Origin of the sequence: Pseudovibrio japonicus, assembly GCF_014651595.1 — a bacterium.
GTDB classification, from domain to species: Bacteria; Pseudomonadota; Alphaproteobacteria; order Rhizobiales; family Stappiaceae; genus Pseudovibrio; species Pseudovibrio japonicus.
In genome coordinates, this window is sequence record NZ_BMXE01000001.1 from 713,339 (window position 1) to 729,075 (window position 15,737).

At 53.9% G+C, this 15,737-nt stretch carries 14 protein-coding genes and 1 pseudogene; 5 read left to right on the plus strand and 10 right to left on the minus strand.

Annotated elements, in window-relative coordinates:
• Window positions 1-112: 112 nt before the first annotated feature.
• On the plus strand, window positions 113-556 hold the full coding sequence (locus IE076_RS03155; RefSeq protein ID WP_189435269.1) for a DUF1810 domain-containing protein: 444 nt from the start codon (window positions 113-115) through the stop codon (window positions 554-556).
• Here IE076_RS03155 and IE076_RS03160 read toward each other — a convergent pair.
• Window positions 553-2,622: a glycosyltransferase family 2 protein gene (locus IE076_RS03160; RefSeq protein WP_189435271.1), complete on the minus strand. Its 2,070-nt coding sequence runs from the start codon at window positions 2,620-2,622 to the stop codon at window positions 553-555. The genes IE076_RS03155 and IE076_RS03160 overlap by 4 nt on opposite strands.
• A 151-nt stretch (window positions 2,623-2,773) precedes the next feature.
• Between IE076_RS03160 and IE076_RS03165 the strand changes: the two genes are divergently transcribed.
• Window positions 2,774-3,721 (plus strand): transporter substrate-binding domain-containing protein, encoded by a 948-nt coding sequence (locus IE076_RS03165; RefSeq protein ID WP_209008782.1) that lies wholly within the window; start codon window positions 2,774-2,776, stop codon window positions 3,719-3,721.
• On the opposite strand, the gene IE076_RS03170 is transcribed toward IE076_RS03165, so the two are convergent.
• Entirely contained in the window at window positions 3,722-4,567 is an 846-nt protein-coding gene (locus tag IE076_RS03170; RefSeq protein ID WP_189435272.1) for a sterol desaturase family protein, read from the minus strand.
• A 132-nt stretch (window positions 4,568-4,699) separates the two neighbouring features.
• On the opposite strand from IE076_RS03170, the gene IE076_RS03175 reads away from it, so the two are divergent.
• Together IE076_RS03175 and IE076_RS03180 are read left to right on the plus strand one after the other, a co-directional pair.
• Window positions 4,700-5,350 carry an alpha/beta family hydrolase gene (locus IE076_RS03175; RefSeq protein WP_189435274.1) on the plus strand — a complete coding sequence of 217 codons (651 nt, stop codon included), beginning with the start codon at window positions 4,700-4,702 and terminating at the stop codon, window positions 5,348-5,350.
• A 96-nt stretch (window positions 5,351-5,446) separates the two neighbouring features.
• Window positions 5,447-6,811, plus strand: coding sequence for an anti-phage deoxyguanosine triphosphatase (locus IE076_RS03180; protein ID WP_209008784.1), 1,365 nt, complete (start codon window positions 5,447-5,449; stop codon window positions 6,809-6,811).
• 209 nt (window positions 6,812-7,020) lie between these two features.
• On the opposite strand, the gene IE076_RS03185 is transcribed toward IE076_RS03180, so the two are convergent.
• The 3 genes from IE076_RS03185 to IE076_RS03195 all read right to left on the minus strand — a co-directional run bounded on the left by IE076_RS03185 (window position 7,021) and on the right by IE076_RS03195 (window position 10,252).
• Complete coding sequence (locus tag IE076_RS03185; RefSeq protein WP_189435277.1) at window positions 7,021-8,007, minus strand: Hsp33 family molecular chaperone; 987 nt, start codon at window positions 8,005-8,007, stop codon at window positions 7,021-7,023.
• Between the two features lie 107 nt (window positions 8,008-8,114).
• A complete protein-coding gene (argF, locus tag IE076_RS03190; protein ID WP_189435279.1) occupies window positions 8,115-9,053 on the minus strand; it encodes an ornithine carbamoyltransferase in 939 nt (312 codons plus the stop codon).
• Complete coding sequence (locus tag IE076_RS03195; protein WP_189435281.1) at window positions 9,050-10,252, minus strand: aspartate aminotransferase family protein; 1,203 nt, start codon at window positions 10,250-10,252, stop codon at window positions 9,050-9,052. The genes argF and IE076_RS03195 overlap by 4 nt, the downstream gene beginning before the upstream one ends.
• A gap of 821 nt (window positions 10,253-11,073) precedes the next feature.
• On the opposite strand from IE076_RS03195, the gene IE076_RS03200 reads away from it, so the two are divergent.
• Window positions 11,074-11,631 (plus strand): GcrA family cell cycle regulator, encoded by a 558-nt coding sequence (locus IE076_RS03200; RefSeq protein WP_189435283.1) that lies wholly within the window; start codon window positions 11,074-11,076, stop codon window positions 11,629-11,631.
• Window positions 11,632-11,715: 84 nt separating this feature from the next.
• On the opposite strand, the gene IE076_RS03205 is transcribed toward IE076_RS03200, so the two are convergent.
• From IE076_RS03205 to pstA, 5 genes and pseudogenes are all read right to left on the minus strand, one after another.
• Window positions 11,716-12,210: a hypothetical protein gene (locus tag IE076_RS03205; protein ID WP_189435285.1), complete on the minus strand. Its 495-nt coding sequence runs from the start codon at window positions 12,208-12,210 to the stop codon at window positions 11,716-11,718.
• A gap of 142 nt (window positions 12,211-12,352) precedes the next feature.
• Window positions 12,353-13,048: a phosphate regulon transcriptional regulator PhoB gene (gene phoB / locus IE076_RS03210; RefSeq protein ID WP_189435288.1), complete on the minus strand. Its 696-nt coding sequence runs from the start codon at window positions 13,046-13,048 to the stop codon at window positions 12,353-12,355.
• A 130-nt stretch (window positions 13,049-13,178) separates the two neighbouring features.
• Entirely contained in the window at window positions 13,179-13,883 is a 705-nt protein-coding gene (gene phoU, locus IE076_RS03215; protein WP_189435289.1) for a phosphate signaling complex protein PhoU, read from the minus strand.
• A 36-nt stretch (window positions 13,884-13,919) separates the two neighbouring features.
• Entirely contained in the window at window positions 13,920-14,666 is a 747-nt protein-coding gene (gene pstB / locus IE076_RS03220) for a phosphate ABC transporter ATP-binding protein PstB (RefSeq protein WP_244649596.1), read from the minus strand.
• A gap of 109 nt (window positions 14,667-14,775) precedes the next feature.
• Window positions 14,776-15,486 (minus strand): annotated as a pseudogene (pstA, locus tag IE076_RS23020) (phosphate ABC transporter permease PstA); the annotation flags it as partial.
• Between the last annotated feature and the right edge of the window lie 251 nt (window positions 15,487-15,737).

Genomic DNA, 15,737 nt, shown 5'->3' on the forward strand with positions numbered 1-15,737 from the left:
TGTCATATTAATTGCACCGCGAAGCTCTATGCATCGTATGAGGGGCTTTGCAACTTCTGGACGGCAAAGACAAAGCCGCTCTGGCACATGAGAGCGGGCACGGAGACATCCAATGGTAAGAACAACCAAAGACGATATCACCAGATTTGTGATTGCACAGGAAGCCGTGTTTCAGGAGGTGGTTCAGGAACTGGCTCAGGGGCACAAAACCTCTCACTGGATCTGGTTCATCTTTCCGCAGCTTCGCCAGCTTGGGCGCTCCTCCACCGCGCACTTCTTTGGCATAGAGGACCTTGACGAAGCACAAAGTTATCTTGCCTACCCCCTGCTTGCCTCGCGGCTGCGTGGTTGCTGTAAGCTGCTGCTTGAGCATGAAGGACTGACATCACGGGAGATCCTCGGAGAGGTCGACAGCATGAAGGTGCGCAGCTGCGCGACGCTTTTTGCTTATGCGGCGGAGGATCCAACAGCGTTTCAGCAGATACTCGATCAGTTCTATGCCGGGCAGCCGTGCCCCCTCACGGTGGAGGCGTTGGGTATCGCCTGGAAAACCTAATGCCCTGAAACAACCGGCTTGTTTTCTGGCTTAACATTGCCCCTATGCCGGACAATGCCATGCTCGGTTTTGCGCCAGTAGTGCGGTTTTATCATGAACTCGAACAGGGCTTTGTAGGAAGCGATGCAGCCTAGCACCCAGTAAAGTGGAATGCTGGCAACCTCCCAGAGACGCGGGTGAAAGCCTCGTTTTGCACTCCCCTGCAGAACAGTGACCACAGTGCCACCGAGGCCAAAGAGAAAGCAGAACATCGCGTAGATACTGAAGGCATCAAGCGCCTGCCAACCGGTTCTGTAAACGTCCAGACTAACTTTACCCAACATCAGCGCGGTCAGCGGAGCAGCCCAAAGACACAGCATACCACCAAGGAATGTGATGAGAAGCAGGGCAAAGTTTGTCACGCCGAGTTGCCTGAAGGTCAGTGCCGGGTTGCGCAAGTGAACAGCCAGCGTTTGAATCCAGCCCTTGTGCCAGCGCGTTCTCTGATGCAGCCAGGCATTTAAGGTCAGGGGGGCTTCTTCATAGGTGGAGCTGTTCAATGTGCGTGTCTTGAAGCCGTGGCGCGCAAATCTAACGGCCAGATCAGCGTCCTCTGTCACATTAAACGGATCCCATCCGCCAACTTTTCTGAGCGCATCTACGCGGAAATGGTTGGAGGTGCCGCCCAGTGGGAGCAGGAGATTTTTGCGGGAAAGGAACGGGAGAAATACATCAAACAGCGCGGCGTACTCGAAGGCAAACTGGCGCACCAGCCAGTTTTCTTCAGCATGGTCGATGGAGAGTGCGGCCTGCAAGCAAGCAACGTCATGGCCTTCCAGTGCAAACCGGCAGATTGCCTTTTTGAGTTGCTGTGGCTCTGGCCGGTCCTCCGCATCAAAGACCGTGACGAAATCTCCCTTTGTTGCCGCAAGGCCGACTGACAGTGCGCGCGGCTTGGTCTGCGGTTTTCCGGGAGGCAGAATGATCATCCTCATAGATTTTTTGAGTAGCCTACGGAGGTTGCCTTGTGTGAGCTCGTCATCCTGCTCAACAAGGAAGATAATATCGAGCGCCTCCTTCGGGTAATCAAGAGCATCCAGAGCCTCAACAAGCTGGCGACAGATCGCGGATTCTTTGTAAAGCGGAACAAGGACGGTGTAGTGCGGCCAGTTCTCCAGCTCGGGGACTGCCACGTCCAGTCGGTCGGAATAGGTAAAGAACGATGCAAGGCGGAGCAGACCGATGGTTCCAAGCGACAGAGTCAGTAGAATAAACAAGCTCCAAATGACGGCATTGAACGAAAAGCTCAGTGCCGCAATGAAAACGATGGGGGAAATTGTGAGAAGCTTCCGTTGCGAGGGAAGGAAACGGTGAACCGCTGACAGTGTGAGATTGTCCTGCGCCAAGGCGTTGGAGCTTGCGGTAGTGACGGTTAGCGCCTTCTGGTACTCTGGTGTGACGACAACAATCTTGCTGGCAGCTTCATCAAAATAGCCCAGTGCTCGTTCGAACGCCTCCAGTTGATGGCCAAGCGGAGCCGCAGCGAAGACGACCTTCCGGTTCAGATCCAACGCTGGGACGAACAGAATACCCTCGGTCTCAAAGGGCTTTAGCGTTTTGGCGATGGGGGCTATGGCGGACAGACTGCCGTCTGATGCGTAGCGGATACTCAACCTTCCCGAAACCCCCCAATAAAACACCGAGGCATCCAGAAAGCCTTGCTCTATCAAATAATTACTGATGCACTCATCTGCTTCCGAGCTGCGGGAGACAGCAAACTCGATCAAGGCTTCCGAGCAATTGCATTGCAGAAGGATTTCCCGTTCCAAACTATTTTTTATGGTGTGAGCCTCAGGGTCTAAGCTCTCTTCTTCTGTAGTTGTTTGTCTGCTTTGGTGGTCTTGCCTTTGGGACTCGTGGCCGGATTTCTTATCGGTGGGGCACTCAAGAGGGATAAGGGTTGTCATACGACTTCGAAGCGCCTGCCCCGCTTCAGCGGTGCGCAGGTTGTCGATGCGGCCAATGGAGAGGGCGAGCGAGCGCAGGGTGTTGGCCTGTTGCGCTGAGAGTGGCAGGTCGTTACCCATTGAAAACTCGGAGTATTCCCGCCGCGCCCCTGTTAATTCATGAGGCTGTTTTCCGGTGACAGGTCTTCCCCTCTCGCAGACATTCACTTAGTATCTCCTTGAGAATTTCCCGTTAAGCTTATGCTCTGTTGCAAACTGGATTGGATGGCTCTTGCGTTTCTCTCTATTCTTACTATCGCTGATCTTCTGCAGTGCCCAGCCGCTCATTTTCGCGACTTCAAATGCCGTAGCACAGATTGCAAATGGCTCTGATACCTGGGAGGTTTCCCAGAGCTCCCCTTTGCAGGGAACGGAAAACACTGGTGCTGATATTGGAGTGCGAGCCCGCAAGGCGCCGTCGTCCGTGACCATTCCGCTGTTTTCCGGTGGTCAGTCCGGCATTGCAACGACCGGCAAAGCGCCGGAACGCATCCGGTTTATTGCTGCCGACAACTTTCCGCCCTTTATCTTTCGCGATAGCGAGCAGCGACTGATGGGCTACAACGTGGACCTTGCCCGCGAGATCTGCCAGAGCCTGAAAGCTGCGTGCAGCCTGAAGATCCTGCCCTTCAACCATCTGGCAAATACGGTTTTTAATGGTGAGGCCGACGCGGTGATTGCTGGGGTCAGCATGACACCGGAAAACCTGGAAAAGCTCTCATTTTCACAGATGTACATGCGCTTTCCGGGGCGCTTTATTGTTGGCAAGAACAGCACGCTTGACCCACTACCGGAAACACTGAGCGGCAAGCGGATTGCTGTTGTAGAAGGCTCGCGGCATGAGGCATTCTTGGAGCGGTTCTTTACAGATGCAATCGCAGTTCCTTTTGAGACCGAGGAACTTGCCCGCAACGCCGTGAAACGATCAGAAGTTGACGCGCTGTTTGGTGACGGGATGCGCCTATCCTTCTGGCTGGATACGCGCGCTGCTGATGGATGCTGCAAGTTTGCTGGCGGTCCGTGGCTGGATCCAAGCTACTTCAGTGGCGGGTTGACGATTGCAACAAAGGCAGGCGACACCAAGATGCTGAACGCTATCAACCTCGGTCTTACCCGCCTTCAATCTAATGGTCGGCTTGGAGAGTTGTATCTCAGATATTTCCCACGCGGCTTCTTCTAATTACCCGGCTTTGGGCGTTCCGTCTTTGTCGACACGGCTGGAGATCCAGCCGCGAACATGCATCAACGCCTTGAAAGGCAAGATTAAAACCCAGGCCAGCTGGCGTGGTTCCTTGCCCCGAAATTCCTTTAATCCAAATGTTATGCCCTCCTGACCACCTTTCGGATCATGCACATATGTAAAGAATAGCCTATCCCACCAGGGGAAGTTGAAGCCGTAGTTGCTGTCGGTTTCTTTTGGGTGGGTCGAATGGTGGATGCGATGCATGTCCGGCGTTACGATAATCCAGCGCAAGATACGGTCTGCCTTTTCAGGGAGCTTGATGTTTGCGTGGTTGAACATGGCAGCTGCGTTGAGAACCACCTCGAAGATAACGACTGAGAGGACTGGGGCGCCAAGGAGGGCGACGATGACCACTTTCCAGAGCATGGAGACTGCTATTTCGAGCGGGTGAAAGCGCAAAGCGGTTGTGACATCAAAGCGTGGATCCGTGTGATGCACCTTATGCATATGCCATAGGAACGGGATCTTGTGGCTGGCCACATGCATGGCCCAGACAGCAAAATCGAGCACAAAAAACGCGACAACGCCAGCGATGACCGGATCGACTGATAGCCAATGCGCGAGACCAAAGCCCTGCACTTGTGCCCAGTAAGCCGTTGAAACAGCAGCAAAAGGCAGGGCAAACCGCAGCATCAAGGTGTTGATCACTGACAGGAGAAGGTTGGTTGACCAGCGCCGTGGGCGTTCCTGGCTCTCTGAACGCCGAGGGATGCAAATCTCCAGAAGTGCGAAGAGCAGAAATGCGCCCGCAAATATTCCCAGACGGATGACGCCTTCTTCCATGATGTATTCCGTTTTATTTCGGCTCGTTGGCCGCATATTTATATTAGTTATTATGAATATGGGTCTAATTGAAGCCGGGGACAAGTAAATTTCCTGTCACCTGTGCCGTGAAACAGGCTATAAAATACCGCTATGACTGAGATTTTATGGACACGTCCTGAAGGTGAGTGCCTTGGCACTCTTGTGTTGGCCCATGGTGCGGGTGCGCCTATGGATTCCAATTTTATGAACCGGTTTGCGGAAGCTGCGGCTGAACATGGTATTGCAGTGGCGCGGTTTGAGTTTGATTATATGGCTAAGCGTCGGGAAACAGGGAAGAAATCGCCTCCGCCGCGGGCTGATAAGCTGATTGGTGAATACCAGAAGGCTGTGCAGTTGGTTCTGGATGAAGTTGAAGGGCCGATCCTGATTGGCGGCAAGTCCATGGGTGGGCGTGTTGCGGCGGCTCTAGCAGGTGGCGAGAGCCTTCCCAAGCGGGTTTCTGGCGTGGTCTGTCTGGGCTATCCTTTTCATCCTATTGGTAAATCTGATCTGGACAACTGGCGTTTGGACCAACTGCAGAATGCGCAGCGTCCGATCTTCATTGCGCAAGGGGACCGGGATCAGATGGGAAGCCGGAGTGAGGTGGAAGTCGTTGATCTTCCTGAAACAATCAGCATTGATTGGCTGGAGGACGGGAACCATGATCTGGCCCCTCGGGGCGCCTCTCCGGCAACGTGGAATGGCAATATTGAACAGTCTGCGCAAAAGACCGCAGAGTTCCTTAAGCGCCTGATGCCTTAAGCTTTTTTATGCCTCGCACTTTGACTGTGCGGGGCAATTTTCTTTGTAGGTTTTGCGCAGCTGAACTGAAAGCCTGCGGTTCTTCGGATGCGCCAGATGCGGAGTATTGACGTGAGTGATGCTGTTTGGACCGCTCGTCAAAGTGCCTGGGTCCCCAAGCCGGATGATGCGCGCACGCCTTATGATGTGGACTATGCCCGCATCGTTCATTCTCATGCCTTCCGACGCCTGCAGGGGAAAACCCAGATCCTCAATCTGGGTGACAGTGACTTTTATCGCACCCGCCTGACACACACTTTGGAAGTGGCGCAGATTGCCTCTGGCATTACGCGGCAAATCCGGACGTTCTTTATGGACCATCCGGCTTACGCCTACATTCCAGATGAAAGCCTCGTAAATACAATTAGTTATTGCCACGACATCGGGCATCCGCCGTTTGGTCACGGGGGCGAAGTTGCGCTGAATTATTGTATGCGCGATGCAGGTGGATATGAGGGCAATGGCCAGACTCTTCGGATCGTTTCAAAGCTTGAGAAGATGTCTGCCAGACATGGGGCGGATCTGACGCGGCGGGCATTACTTGGGATGATGAAGTATCCGGTGGCGTTCTCACGGGTGCATAATCCGGAGCTATCCCCACAACTTGCTGCCAACACCTCTACAGTGCGCCTAATTGACCGGGAACGCTCCGCTCCGCCCAAATGCTATATGGATGGGGAACAAGAGGTCGTGGACTGGGTGCTTGAGCCGCTCAGTGAAAGGGATAGGTCCTTGTTTTGCAGCTTTGAGAGCAAAGACGCCAAGCATGGGAAGTCCCTTTTTAAATCATGGGATTGCTCCATCATGGATCTGGCAGATGACATTGCATACGGGGTCCATGACTTTGAGGATGCAATTGCATTAGGGCTGGTTCGGGAGGAGCAGTTTCGGGAGGATATCTCGGCGGAAGACTGTACGGCATTTCTGGATGATCTGATTGAAAGCAATCGGGAGAAATATTCGGGCAATGCTTATGAGCAGATGATTTCCGGCCTGTTTGGCGACCCTAATCGGAGAAAACAGTTCATCGGAAAGCTGGTTCACTTCTTTATCGTTGCAGTGCAGATCAAGCAGAACGAGGCTTTCTCCGAGCCATTACTGAAGTACAAAGCTGCTCTACCAGAGGGGCACTCCAAAGTGCTTGATGCGCTGAAAGGCTTTGTCTTTAAACGGGTTATTCAGGCGCCCAATGTGCAGCATCTGGAGTTCAAAGGGCAGACCATGGTGGTTGCTGTCTTTGAAACTCTGATGAGTGAACCAGAGGCGTTCTTGCCGGAAGAAGTCTACTTGGACTTCAAAAATACTGAAGACGGTTCACGGGTTGTCTGTGACTATGTGGCGAGCATGACGGATATGATGCTGCTGAAAACCTATGACCGGCTGTTCAGCCCGCGCATGGGATCTATTTTTGACCGTGTGTAGTTGCGATTTCTCTTTATCTTCAACACCTTAACGAAAAACGCTGCCAGAGGTTCTCTGACAGCGTTTTTTTGTGCGTCGGTTTGCGTTATTTACGCTTTTCGTGAGCTATTGGGTCACGCAGCACGCCTTTTTACTCGCGCGGCCAGATCCAACTTTTTTGCAGAGCGAATTCTTGTCGCTTGATTGTCTCCAATCAAGCAGAACACGCATTAGTCCTTGAACACCTCGTTGGCGTCCAGTTCATAATCTTTGGAGCAGAAGTCGCACTTGATGTGCACTATGCCTTCTGCTTTCATCTCGGCTTTGTCTGCATCAGAAAAATTCTGCATCATGGCAGTGATCTTTTTTTCCGAGCAGGTGCACTTGTCCGCCATTGGCTGCGGGGAGTAGACGGATGCACCACGTTCGTGGAACAAACGATAGAGCAGGCCTTCCACAGTGAGGCTTGGATCGATGAGTTCATCATCTTTCACAGTCTCGACCAGCGAGCGGGCTTCGACCCATGCGTCGTCTTCCTCAACCTGATGGGCTTCGTGTCCTTCCGGGGCGTCGCCCGGATGGATGTCAGCCTGTTTCAGACGGTCCAGAGACTGCGGCAGGAACTGAACCATGATGCCGCCAGCGAGCCAGGAATGCTCAGCACCACCGTCTTCGGACTTGGTCAGCATTTCTGCAACGCCAAGACGGACGAAGGTCGGGATCTGTTCAGACTTCTGGAAGTACTCGTGGGCCGCCTCTTCCAAAGAGGTGCCGTTGAGAACCACGATGCCCTGATAGCGGCTGGTGTGTGCGCCCTGATCGATTGTGAAGGCCAGATGGCCTTTGCCGAGCAGGTGGTCCGGCTTGAACCCATCTTGCGCAGCAACTTCAGCAACCTTGTCTGCATTGAACTGCGCCATTGCGCGCAGCCCGTCAGGCGCGTTGAAATCAACAACGAGCATGGAGACGGCACCGTCGGTCTGCGCTTGCAGAGTCAGGCGACCTTCAAACTTGAGGGTACTGCCAAGCAGTGCGGTCAGGACGATTGCCTCTGACAGCAGCTTGTTGACCGGCGCAGGGTATTTGTGCCGCGCCAACATACTGTTCAGCACCGGCCCCATATTTACGATCCGACCGCGTACGTCCAGTGCTTCAACAGCAAATGGAACGACAGCGTCAACGCCAGCGGCGGTCGGTTGAGCAGGTGTATTTGTCATTTTTTTCCTAGAGCCTCCGCGCTCAATTCGTGCGCGCGGCAGGCTCTATCCTTTATTCTTAAACGCATCTTCTGCGAAAACCGGCAATCGGTTTTCGCAGCTATGCTCTATCTTTCAGGCAAAGCATCCATGCACCACGCCATAATGCCTTTTTGCGCGTGGAGACGATTTTCTGCCTCGTCGAATACCACAGAATGCGGGCCGTCGATCACCTCATTTGTCACTTCTTCCCCACGATGTGCAGGCAGGCAGTGCATGAACAGAGCTGACTCGTTGGCTTCACTCATCAGGCGTTGATTGACCTGATAAGGTGCCAGCATGTTGTGACGAGTCTCGGCATTATCGTCACCCATGGAAACCCAACAATCGGTGATAACACAATCACTGTTTTTTACAGCAGCAAACGGGTCGTCGGTTACGACGAGTTCAGCTCCGCATGTATGCGCCTTTTCGATCCAGTCAAGGGGTACCGTCAGTTCATTGGGTGCGGCCACGTTAATTTTGAAGTCAAATTTGGAGGCGGCATCGATCCAGGAGTAAAGAACGTTGTTGCTATCACCGACCCAGGAAACGGTTTTTCCCTTGATGCTTCCACGGTGTTCTTCGAAGGTCATAATGTCTGCCATGATCTGGCAGGGATGGGAAACCTTTGTCAGACCATTGATGACGGGCACGGTTGCGTACTCGGCCAGTTCTCTGACCGCATCATGATCGAGCATACGGATCATGATCAGGTCCACGAAACGGGACAGCACACGGGCGGTGTCGGCAATGGATTCACCACGGCCAAGCTGCATCTCTGCGCCGGTCAACATAAGCGTTTCACCGCCAAGCTCGCGCATGCCCACATCAAAGGAGATGCGGGTTCTGGTGGAAGGCTGCTCAAAGATCATGGCGAGCACTTTGCCAGCCAGTGGGCCCTGCCCGCGATGTACGCCGTTGCGGGTGGACTTGATCTGCTTGGCGCCTTCCAAAATCAAGCGCAGGTCATCGCCAGAAAAATCACTGATATCGAGAAAGTGTTGTTGGTTGGTCATAATGTTCATTTGGCAATCTCGGCGGTTTTCAGCTCGTTTTCCATGGCCACAGCAGCGGCTTCAATCTTTTCAACGAGGATGTCAATTTCTTCGGAGGTAATAGTCATTGGCGGCATAATACGGAGCACGTTGTCTCCTGCACCCACAGGCAGCAGGCCGTTGTTGCGCATGTGCGTCAGCAATTGGGTGTTTGGCACCTTGCATTTGAGGCCAAGCATCAGGCCTTCGCCGCGCACCAACTCAAACACGTCGCTGTGCTGATCGACCACACAGGCCAGCTTTTGCTTCAGCTGCAGCCCTTTTTCCCGAACAGCTTCCAAAAAGCCCGGCTCCAGAACAACTTCCAGAACAGCGTTGCCAACGGCCATTGCCAGCGGGTTGCCGCCAAACGTTGTGCCGTGAACGCCGGGCACCATGCCGCTTGCCGCTTCATTGGTTGCAAGGAATGCCCCCATTGGGAAGCCGCCGCCGATGCCTTTTGCAACGGCCATCAGGTCTGGTTCCACCCCTGCCCATTCATGGGCAAACAGCTTGCCGGTCCGGCCTACACCAGTCTGGATCTCGTCATAGATCAGCAGCAGGTCGTTCTCATCACAGATGTCGCGCAGGCCTTTCAGGAACGCAGGGTCCATTGTGCGAATGCCGCCCTCGCCCTGAACAGGCTCCAGCATGATGGCTGCGGTTTCGGGGCCGACGATCTTCTTGACGGCTTGCAGATCTCCTGCTGGGACCTGATCAAATCCTTCCGGCGCAGGGCCGAAGCCTTCCAGATACTTTTGCTGGCCGCCTGCTGCGAGTGCAGCCATGGTTCTGCCGTGGAATGCATTTTCAAAGGTGATGATGCGGTTCTTTTGCGGGTTGCCCTTGGCAAAGTGGTAGCGGCGGGCAGCCTTCATGGCGCCTTCGGTTGCTTCTGTACCAGAGTTGGTAAAGAACACTACGTCAGCAAACGTGTTGTCAGTGAGCTGTCTGGCCAGCTTCTCACCCTCTGGAATGGTGTAGAGGTTGGTGACGTGCCAAAGCTTTTCAGCCTGCGACTTGAGGGCCTCGACGAGCTTGGGATGGGCGTGACCCAAGCCGGAGACGGCAATACCGGAGGCACAATCCATATATCGTCGACCATCAGCCGCAATCAGCCAGACACCTTCCCCACGCTCGAACGCGAGGTCTGAGCGTGCATAAGTCTGCATTAGCGACGAAGTCGTCATTTCTTACTCCTCATGGATTGAGCTTTCTCGGTTTGCTCAAAAATCTTGCTTGTTTAAAAACAAAAAACGCCATCTGGCGCTTTTGTGTGACACCTAAGGTGCTCCGGTTTTAAGGGAGGCGACTTATAAACTGCGTTCCCTGAGGGCAGTCAATAACACGTATTGCCAGCAATCGGTTACTCCTGCTCAGGAATTCTTTGTCGATCCCCCGCTGTTGCTTCTGGTGCATCACAAACAGGTTGCACGTGAAGAAGGGCGCATTGTGACATTTTTGAGTAATGGAGTAGAGGGGAAATCCCCTGTTCTATGTCCAGTTTTTTTCCACGGTCCTTAAGGTTTATTCAATACACCTTTAGCGTGTATTTACCTATCTGAGCGCTCATATGGACCCGCGCCCCCTACGGCTATTTGTAGTTTATTACTGCTTTTGGCCAGTTGTTTTTTAGGGAGGCCTATAGGTATATAATAGTGACGGGGTAACACTAGCAGCTCTTACTTTGAGCTAGAAAGAATGCAGTAGAACTTGGTTTAACAAACAGCTCCTATTCTTTAGCTTGATAATCTTCTCCCACCACAAGAAGGCTGTTATAGGTAAGTAGTAGTACGGCAATTCTGGGGAAAACCGGTTTCTTCCCCACCTCAATTCTTTAAGGTTATTGCTCGTATGAGCGCCCATATAGTACTGTACGATAAGAGTTATACACCATCTCGTAGTTACTGAACGCTGCAAGCACACAAGCTCAGGTAAGCGGCACTGTCGGATACGTCCGAGCTGAGCGAATGCTGTTTTGCGCGCCACTGAAGGAAGACGGGGGCCTTTAATGAGCTGGACAGCAGAACGTGTAGAGTTATTAACCAAATTATGGGCGGACGGATTAAGCGCCAGCCAAATTGCGGGGGAGCTTGGCAATGTCACCCGAAACGCCGTGATCGGGAAGGTTCACCGGCTTGGACTTTCGGGACGCGCCAAATCGGGAGGCGGCGCAACCAAAACGAGAAAGGCACCTGCCCCTACGGCAAAGGCAGCCACCTTCACCAAGCCAACCCCGACTGAAGCTGTTACGGCAGCTATTCCGACCCCTACCCCCCGACAAATTCAACCTACCGTGTCCGGCGCCAACGCTCTTAAAGTTGAGCCAATTGAAACGATCGAAACCGAGATCGCTCCTCTTCCTGCCGCCGACATCTTCATTCCTGTTTCCGAGCGCGCTTCCATCCTGACATTGAATGAACGTACCTGTAAGTGGCCGATTGGTGATCCGGGGGCCGAGGACTTCTACTTCTGTGGTCGTCAGTCAGATGCAGGCACACCTTACTGCGCTCACCACCGCAGTATCGCCTATCAGCCCGTCAGCGACCGTCGTCGCCGCGCAAGCTAGAGCAGGCTGACAGATCAAGTTTTGAGCCGGGGCTTGTTCCCGGCTTATTGCTGTTTGGGAGTGGGTGCTCAGTGACTGCGCAGTTCATCGACCATTTGTTTGAAGGTCGAAGAATTCTTCCTTCTCCAGATTGTAAACAATGCCCCACAAAGAAGGTCCTCCATCACACATGATGATCGCTTGTCCTCCGTTAACGTGATCTTCAACGTACTCCCTTGAGTAAGATGCATAGATGAGCTTCTTTCTCTCTTGCATGAAACCAACATACTGACCTCGGTAGGGCCCTGAATGCCAGCGGGGGTCAGACCACCGCTCAAATCCAGCTTGGATCAGATGTTCTGTAAGTTGCCCTTCTAGCTTGGCAATGACACTGAAGGAAGGAAGCCAATAAGGGCCAACAGGTTTGGGTGCAATGCGTGAGCACTGCTTAAAAAGTTTTGGTGCCTCGGCCAAGCTGATCGGTAGCGGGCCTTTTGAGGAGAATATTTCTGGAACAACGAAGGTCGTTCCTGTAGCCATCATGCTGGTCAGGGCCATAAAGACAATACTAAACACGACTTTCAATGACTTAACTATCATATTGAAAAACCTTATAAATCATTGGGACAACAGCTACCTAAGCGATAAATTTCGTCTTCCCAGATTCCATATGTTAGAGCCCAGTGAGCATAAAAAAAACCGCCTCTCGGCGGTTCTTCGATCCGTTAGATACCTATACCAATTACCCAGTGGCAAACTGGTCGTTGAAGGCGTAGCCGGCGCCTCGGACGGTGCGGATCGGGTCTTTCATGCGGCCTTTGTTGATGGCCTTGCGCAGGCGGCCTACGTGTACGTCTACTGTGCGTTCGTCCACGTACACGTCATGGCCCCAGACGGCGTCGAGCAGTTGTTCGCGGGAGTAGACGCGGCCTGGAGCGCTCATGAGGAACTCCAGCAGGCGGAACTCGGTTGGGCCGAGGTGGATCTCGTGGCCTGTTCTGCGGACGCGGTGGGTCTCGCGGTCGAGCTCTATATCTCCGGACTTGAGCATTGTGGAGACGACCTCCGGTAACGCACGGCGGAAGATCGCACGAACGCGGGCCATGAGTTCCGGAACGGAAAACGGTTTGACCACGTAATCATCGGCGCCTGTCGCCAGTCCACGAATGCGCTCGGATTCTTCGCCGCGGGCGGTGAGCATGATGATGGGCATGCGTTCGGTTTCCGAACGGGCCCGCAGGCGGCGGCAGAGCTCGATGCCTGAGAGGCCCGGAAGCATCCAGTCGAGCAGCAGGAGGTCTGGCTGGCTTTCCTGAAGAAGGAGTTCGGCCTCATCTCCTCTTGCGCACACGTCCACAGTGTAGCCTTCTGCTTCCAGATTATAGCGGAGCAGCAGGCTGAGTGGTTCTTCGTCTTCTACAATCAGTATCTTTGGCATACCCAAGTGCTCTCTTTGCACCTTCTGTTGTCGAGCAGTTTACCGACACGTGTGTGCATGTAAACTGCTTTAACCTATTGCAGTTGCGTTTGTTCTCATCCCAACCGGCACCCACTTTTGCAGGATATGCTCAAGTCGAGGCGCTATCTTCCAGTTCGTCCGTCTTCGGGCGATCTGCCGGGAGCTGGCTTCCGGTGGTCATGTAGTAGATGTTTTCAGCAATGTTTGTGGCGTGGTCGCCAATGCGCTCGATGTTCTTGGCGCAGAACAGCAGGTGGGCGCACATGGTGATGGAGCGCGGGTCTTCCATCATGTAGGTGAGCAGCTGGCGGAACAGGGACGTGTACAGAGCGTCGATCTCGTCATCACGCTGATGTACGCGGCGCACCACTTCCAGATCACCTGAGGTGTAGGCGTCCAAAATGGCCTTGAGCTGTTCCAGAGCCATGTCGGACATGTGCTCCACACCAACAGCGAGTTGTTTGTTGTTGAATTCGCTCTCAATGGCCAATGTGCGCTTGGCGATGTTCTTTGCCATGTCGCCGACGCGCTCCAGGTCGTTGGAGATGCGCATGGCGGCGATGATACCGCGCAGGTCGCTGGCCATTGGCTGGCGGCGGGCGATTACGGAGATGCACAGCTCTTCCAGCTCGGCCTGCATATTGTCCAGACGCTGGTCTGCCTCCTTGGTGCGGATTGCCAGTTCGCGATCCTGCCGCAGCAGTGCGGTGACTGCATCATTGACGAGAGTTTCCGCGAACCCGCCCATTTCGACGACACGTCCGGCCACTTCTTTCAGCTCTTCGTTAAAGGAAGAGACGATATGATCTTTCATCGGATGATCTCCTTGGAGAACCACGTTTTTCTATTATTAACCGAAACGGCCTGTGATGTAATCCTGCGTGCGCTGGTCTTTCGGATTGGTGAAGATGTCGTTGGTGAGCCCCTCCTCCACCAGATTGCCCAGATGGAAGAACGCAGTGTGCTGGGAGACACGCGCGGCCTGCTGCATGGAGTGGGTCACGATGACGATGGTGTAGTTCTGGCGCAGCTCGTCGATCAGCTCTTCCACTTTTGCGGTGGCAATCGGGTCGAGCGCCGAGCATGGCTCATCCATCAGGATAACTTCGGGAGACACTGCAATGGCCCGGGCAATGCACAGGCGCTGCTGCTGACCGCCGGAAAGGCCCGTTCCCGGCTCATCAAGGCGGTCTTTGACTTCTTCAAACAGGCCTGCACGTTGCAAAGAACTTGCGACGATTGCTTCCAGATCAGTTTTGCTTTGGGCCAGACCGTGGATGCGAGCGCCGTAAGCCACGTTCTCGAAAATGGATTTCGGGAACGGGTTGGGCTTTTGGAACACCATACCGACACGTGCGCGCAGTTCCACTACATCGATGCGTGGATCATAAATATCGTCGTTGTCGAGCAGGATATCGCCTTTCACGCGGCAGATATCGATGGTGTCGTTCATGCGGTTCAAACAGCGCAGGAAGGTGGACTTGCCGCAGCCGGATGGACCAATCAATGCGGTCACACGGTTTTTGCGTACGTCCAGATCCACGCCGTGAAGCGCCTGCTTATCGCCGTAAAACACTTTTACGTCACGGCCCCGCATTTTCAGCGTTTCGCCGTCAGGTGAGACCGCCGGTGGGGCGCTCACTGTTGTATCTACTGCACTCAAGGTGTCTGTGGTCATTTCTAATGCCATGATCTTGCCTTTCAAATCACCAGCGGCGCTCAAAACGTTTACGAAGGATGATTGCGAATGCATTCATCGAGATCAGGAAGCCGAGCAGCACCATGATCGCGGCAGAGGTTTTCTGCTGGAAGGCTGGTTCCGGGAAGTCAGCCCACATAAAGATCTGCACTGGCAGCACGGTAGAGGGATCAACCGGGCTTGCCGGGATGTCTACGATGAAGGCTACCATGCCAATCATGAGAAGAGGAGCGGTTTCGCCGAGTGCCTGCGCCATGCCGATGATGGTACCCGTCAGGATGCCCGGCATTGCCAGTGGCAGTACATGATGGAACACGGCCTGCAAGCGGGAGGCGCCAACGCCCAGTGCGGCTTCGCGGATGCTTGGCGGCACGGCCTGAAGGGCTGCACGGGAGGCGATGATGATGGTTGGCAGCGTCATTAACGCCAGCACCATACCGCCGACAAGCGGCGCCGATCGTGGCAGTCCAAAGACATTGAGGAACACGGCCAGACCGAGTAGACCAAACACAATGGACGGAACGGCTGCCAGGTTGTTGATGTTGACCTCAATCAGCTGGGTCCAGCGGTTCTTTGGCGCAAACTCTTCCAAGTAAATGGCAGCGGATACACCGATGGGGAATGATAGGGAAAGCGTGACCAGCATGGTCCAGAAGGACCCGACAGCAGCGCCCCAGATGCCTGCCATTTCAGCCTCACGGCTTGCACCGGCGCTGAAGAAGATGGAGTTCCATTCATTTTCCACGCTGCCTTTGGCAACCAGATAGTCGGTGTAGGCGATCTCTTTGTCAGAGAATTTGCGGAAGCTTTCTGGTGTTTCCAGCTCTTTGATGCCCCATTGGCCCGCTGCAACGGCAGCCTGTGAGGCCAGCGGGATAAAGGCTGTACCGGTGACGCTGGTTGGTGTCACTTTTTCCGCTTTGATGGTGCCGCCATTCACCTCGATAAAGAAGCTTGGCATGTTAGCGT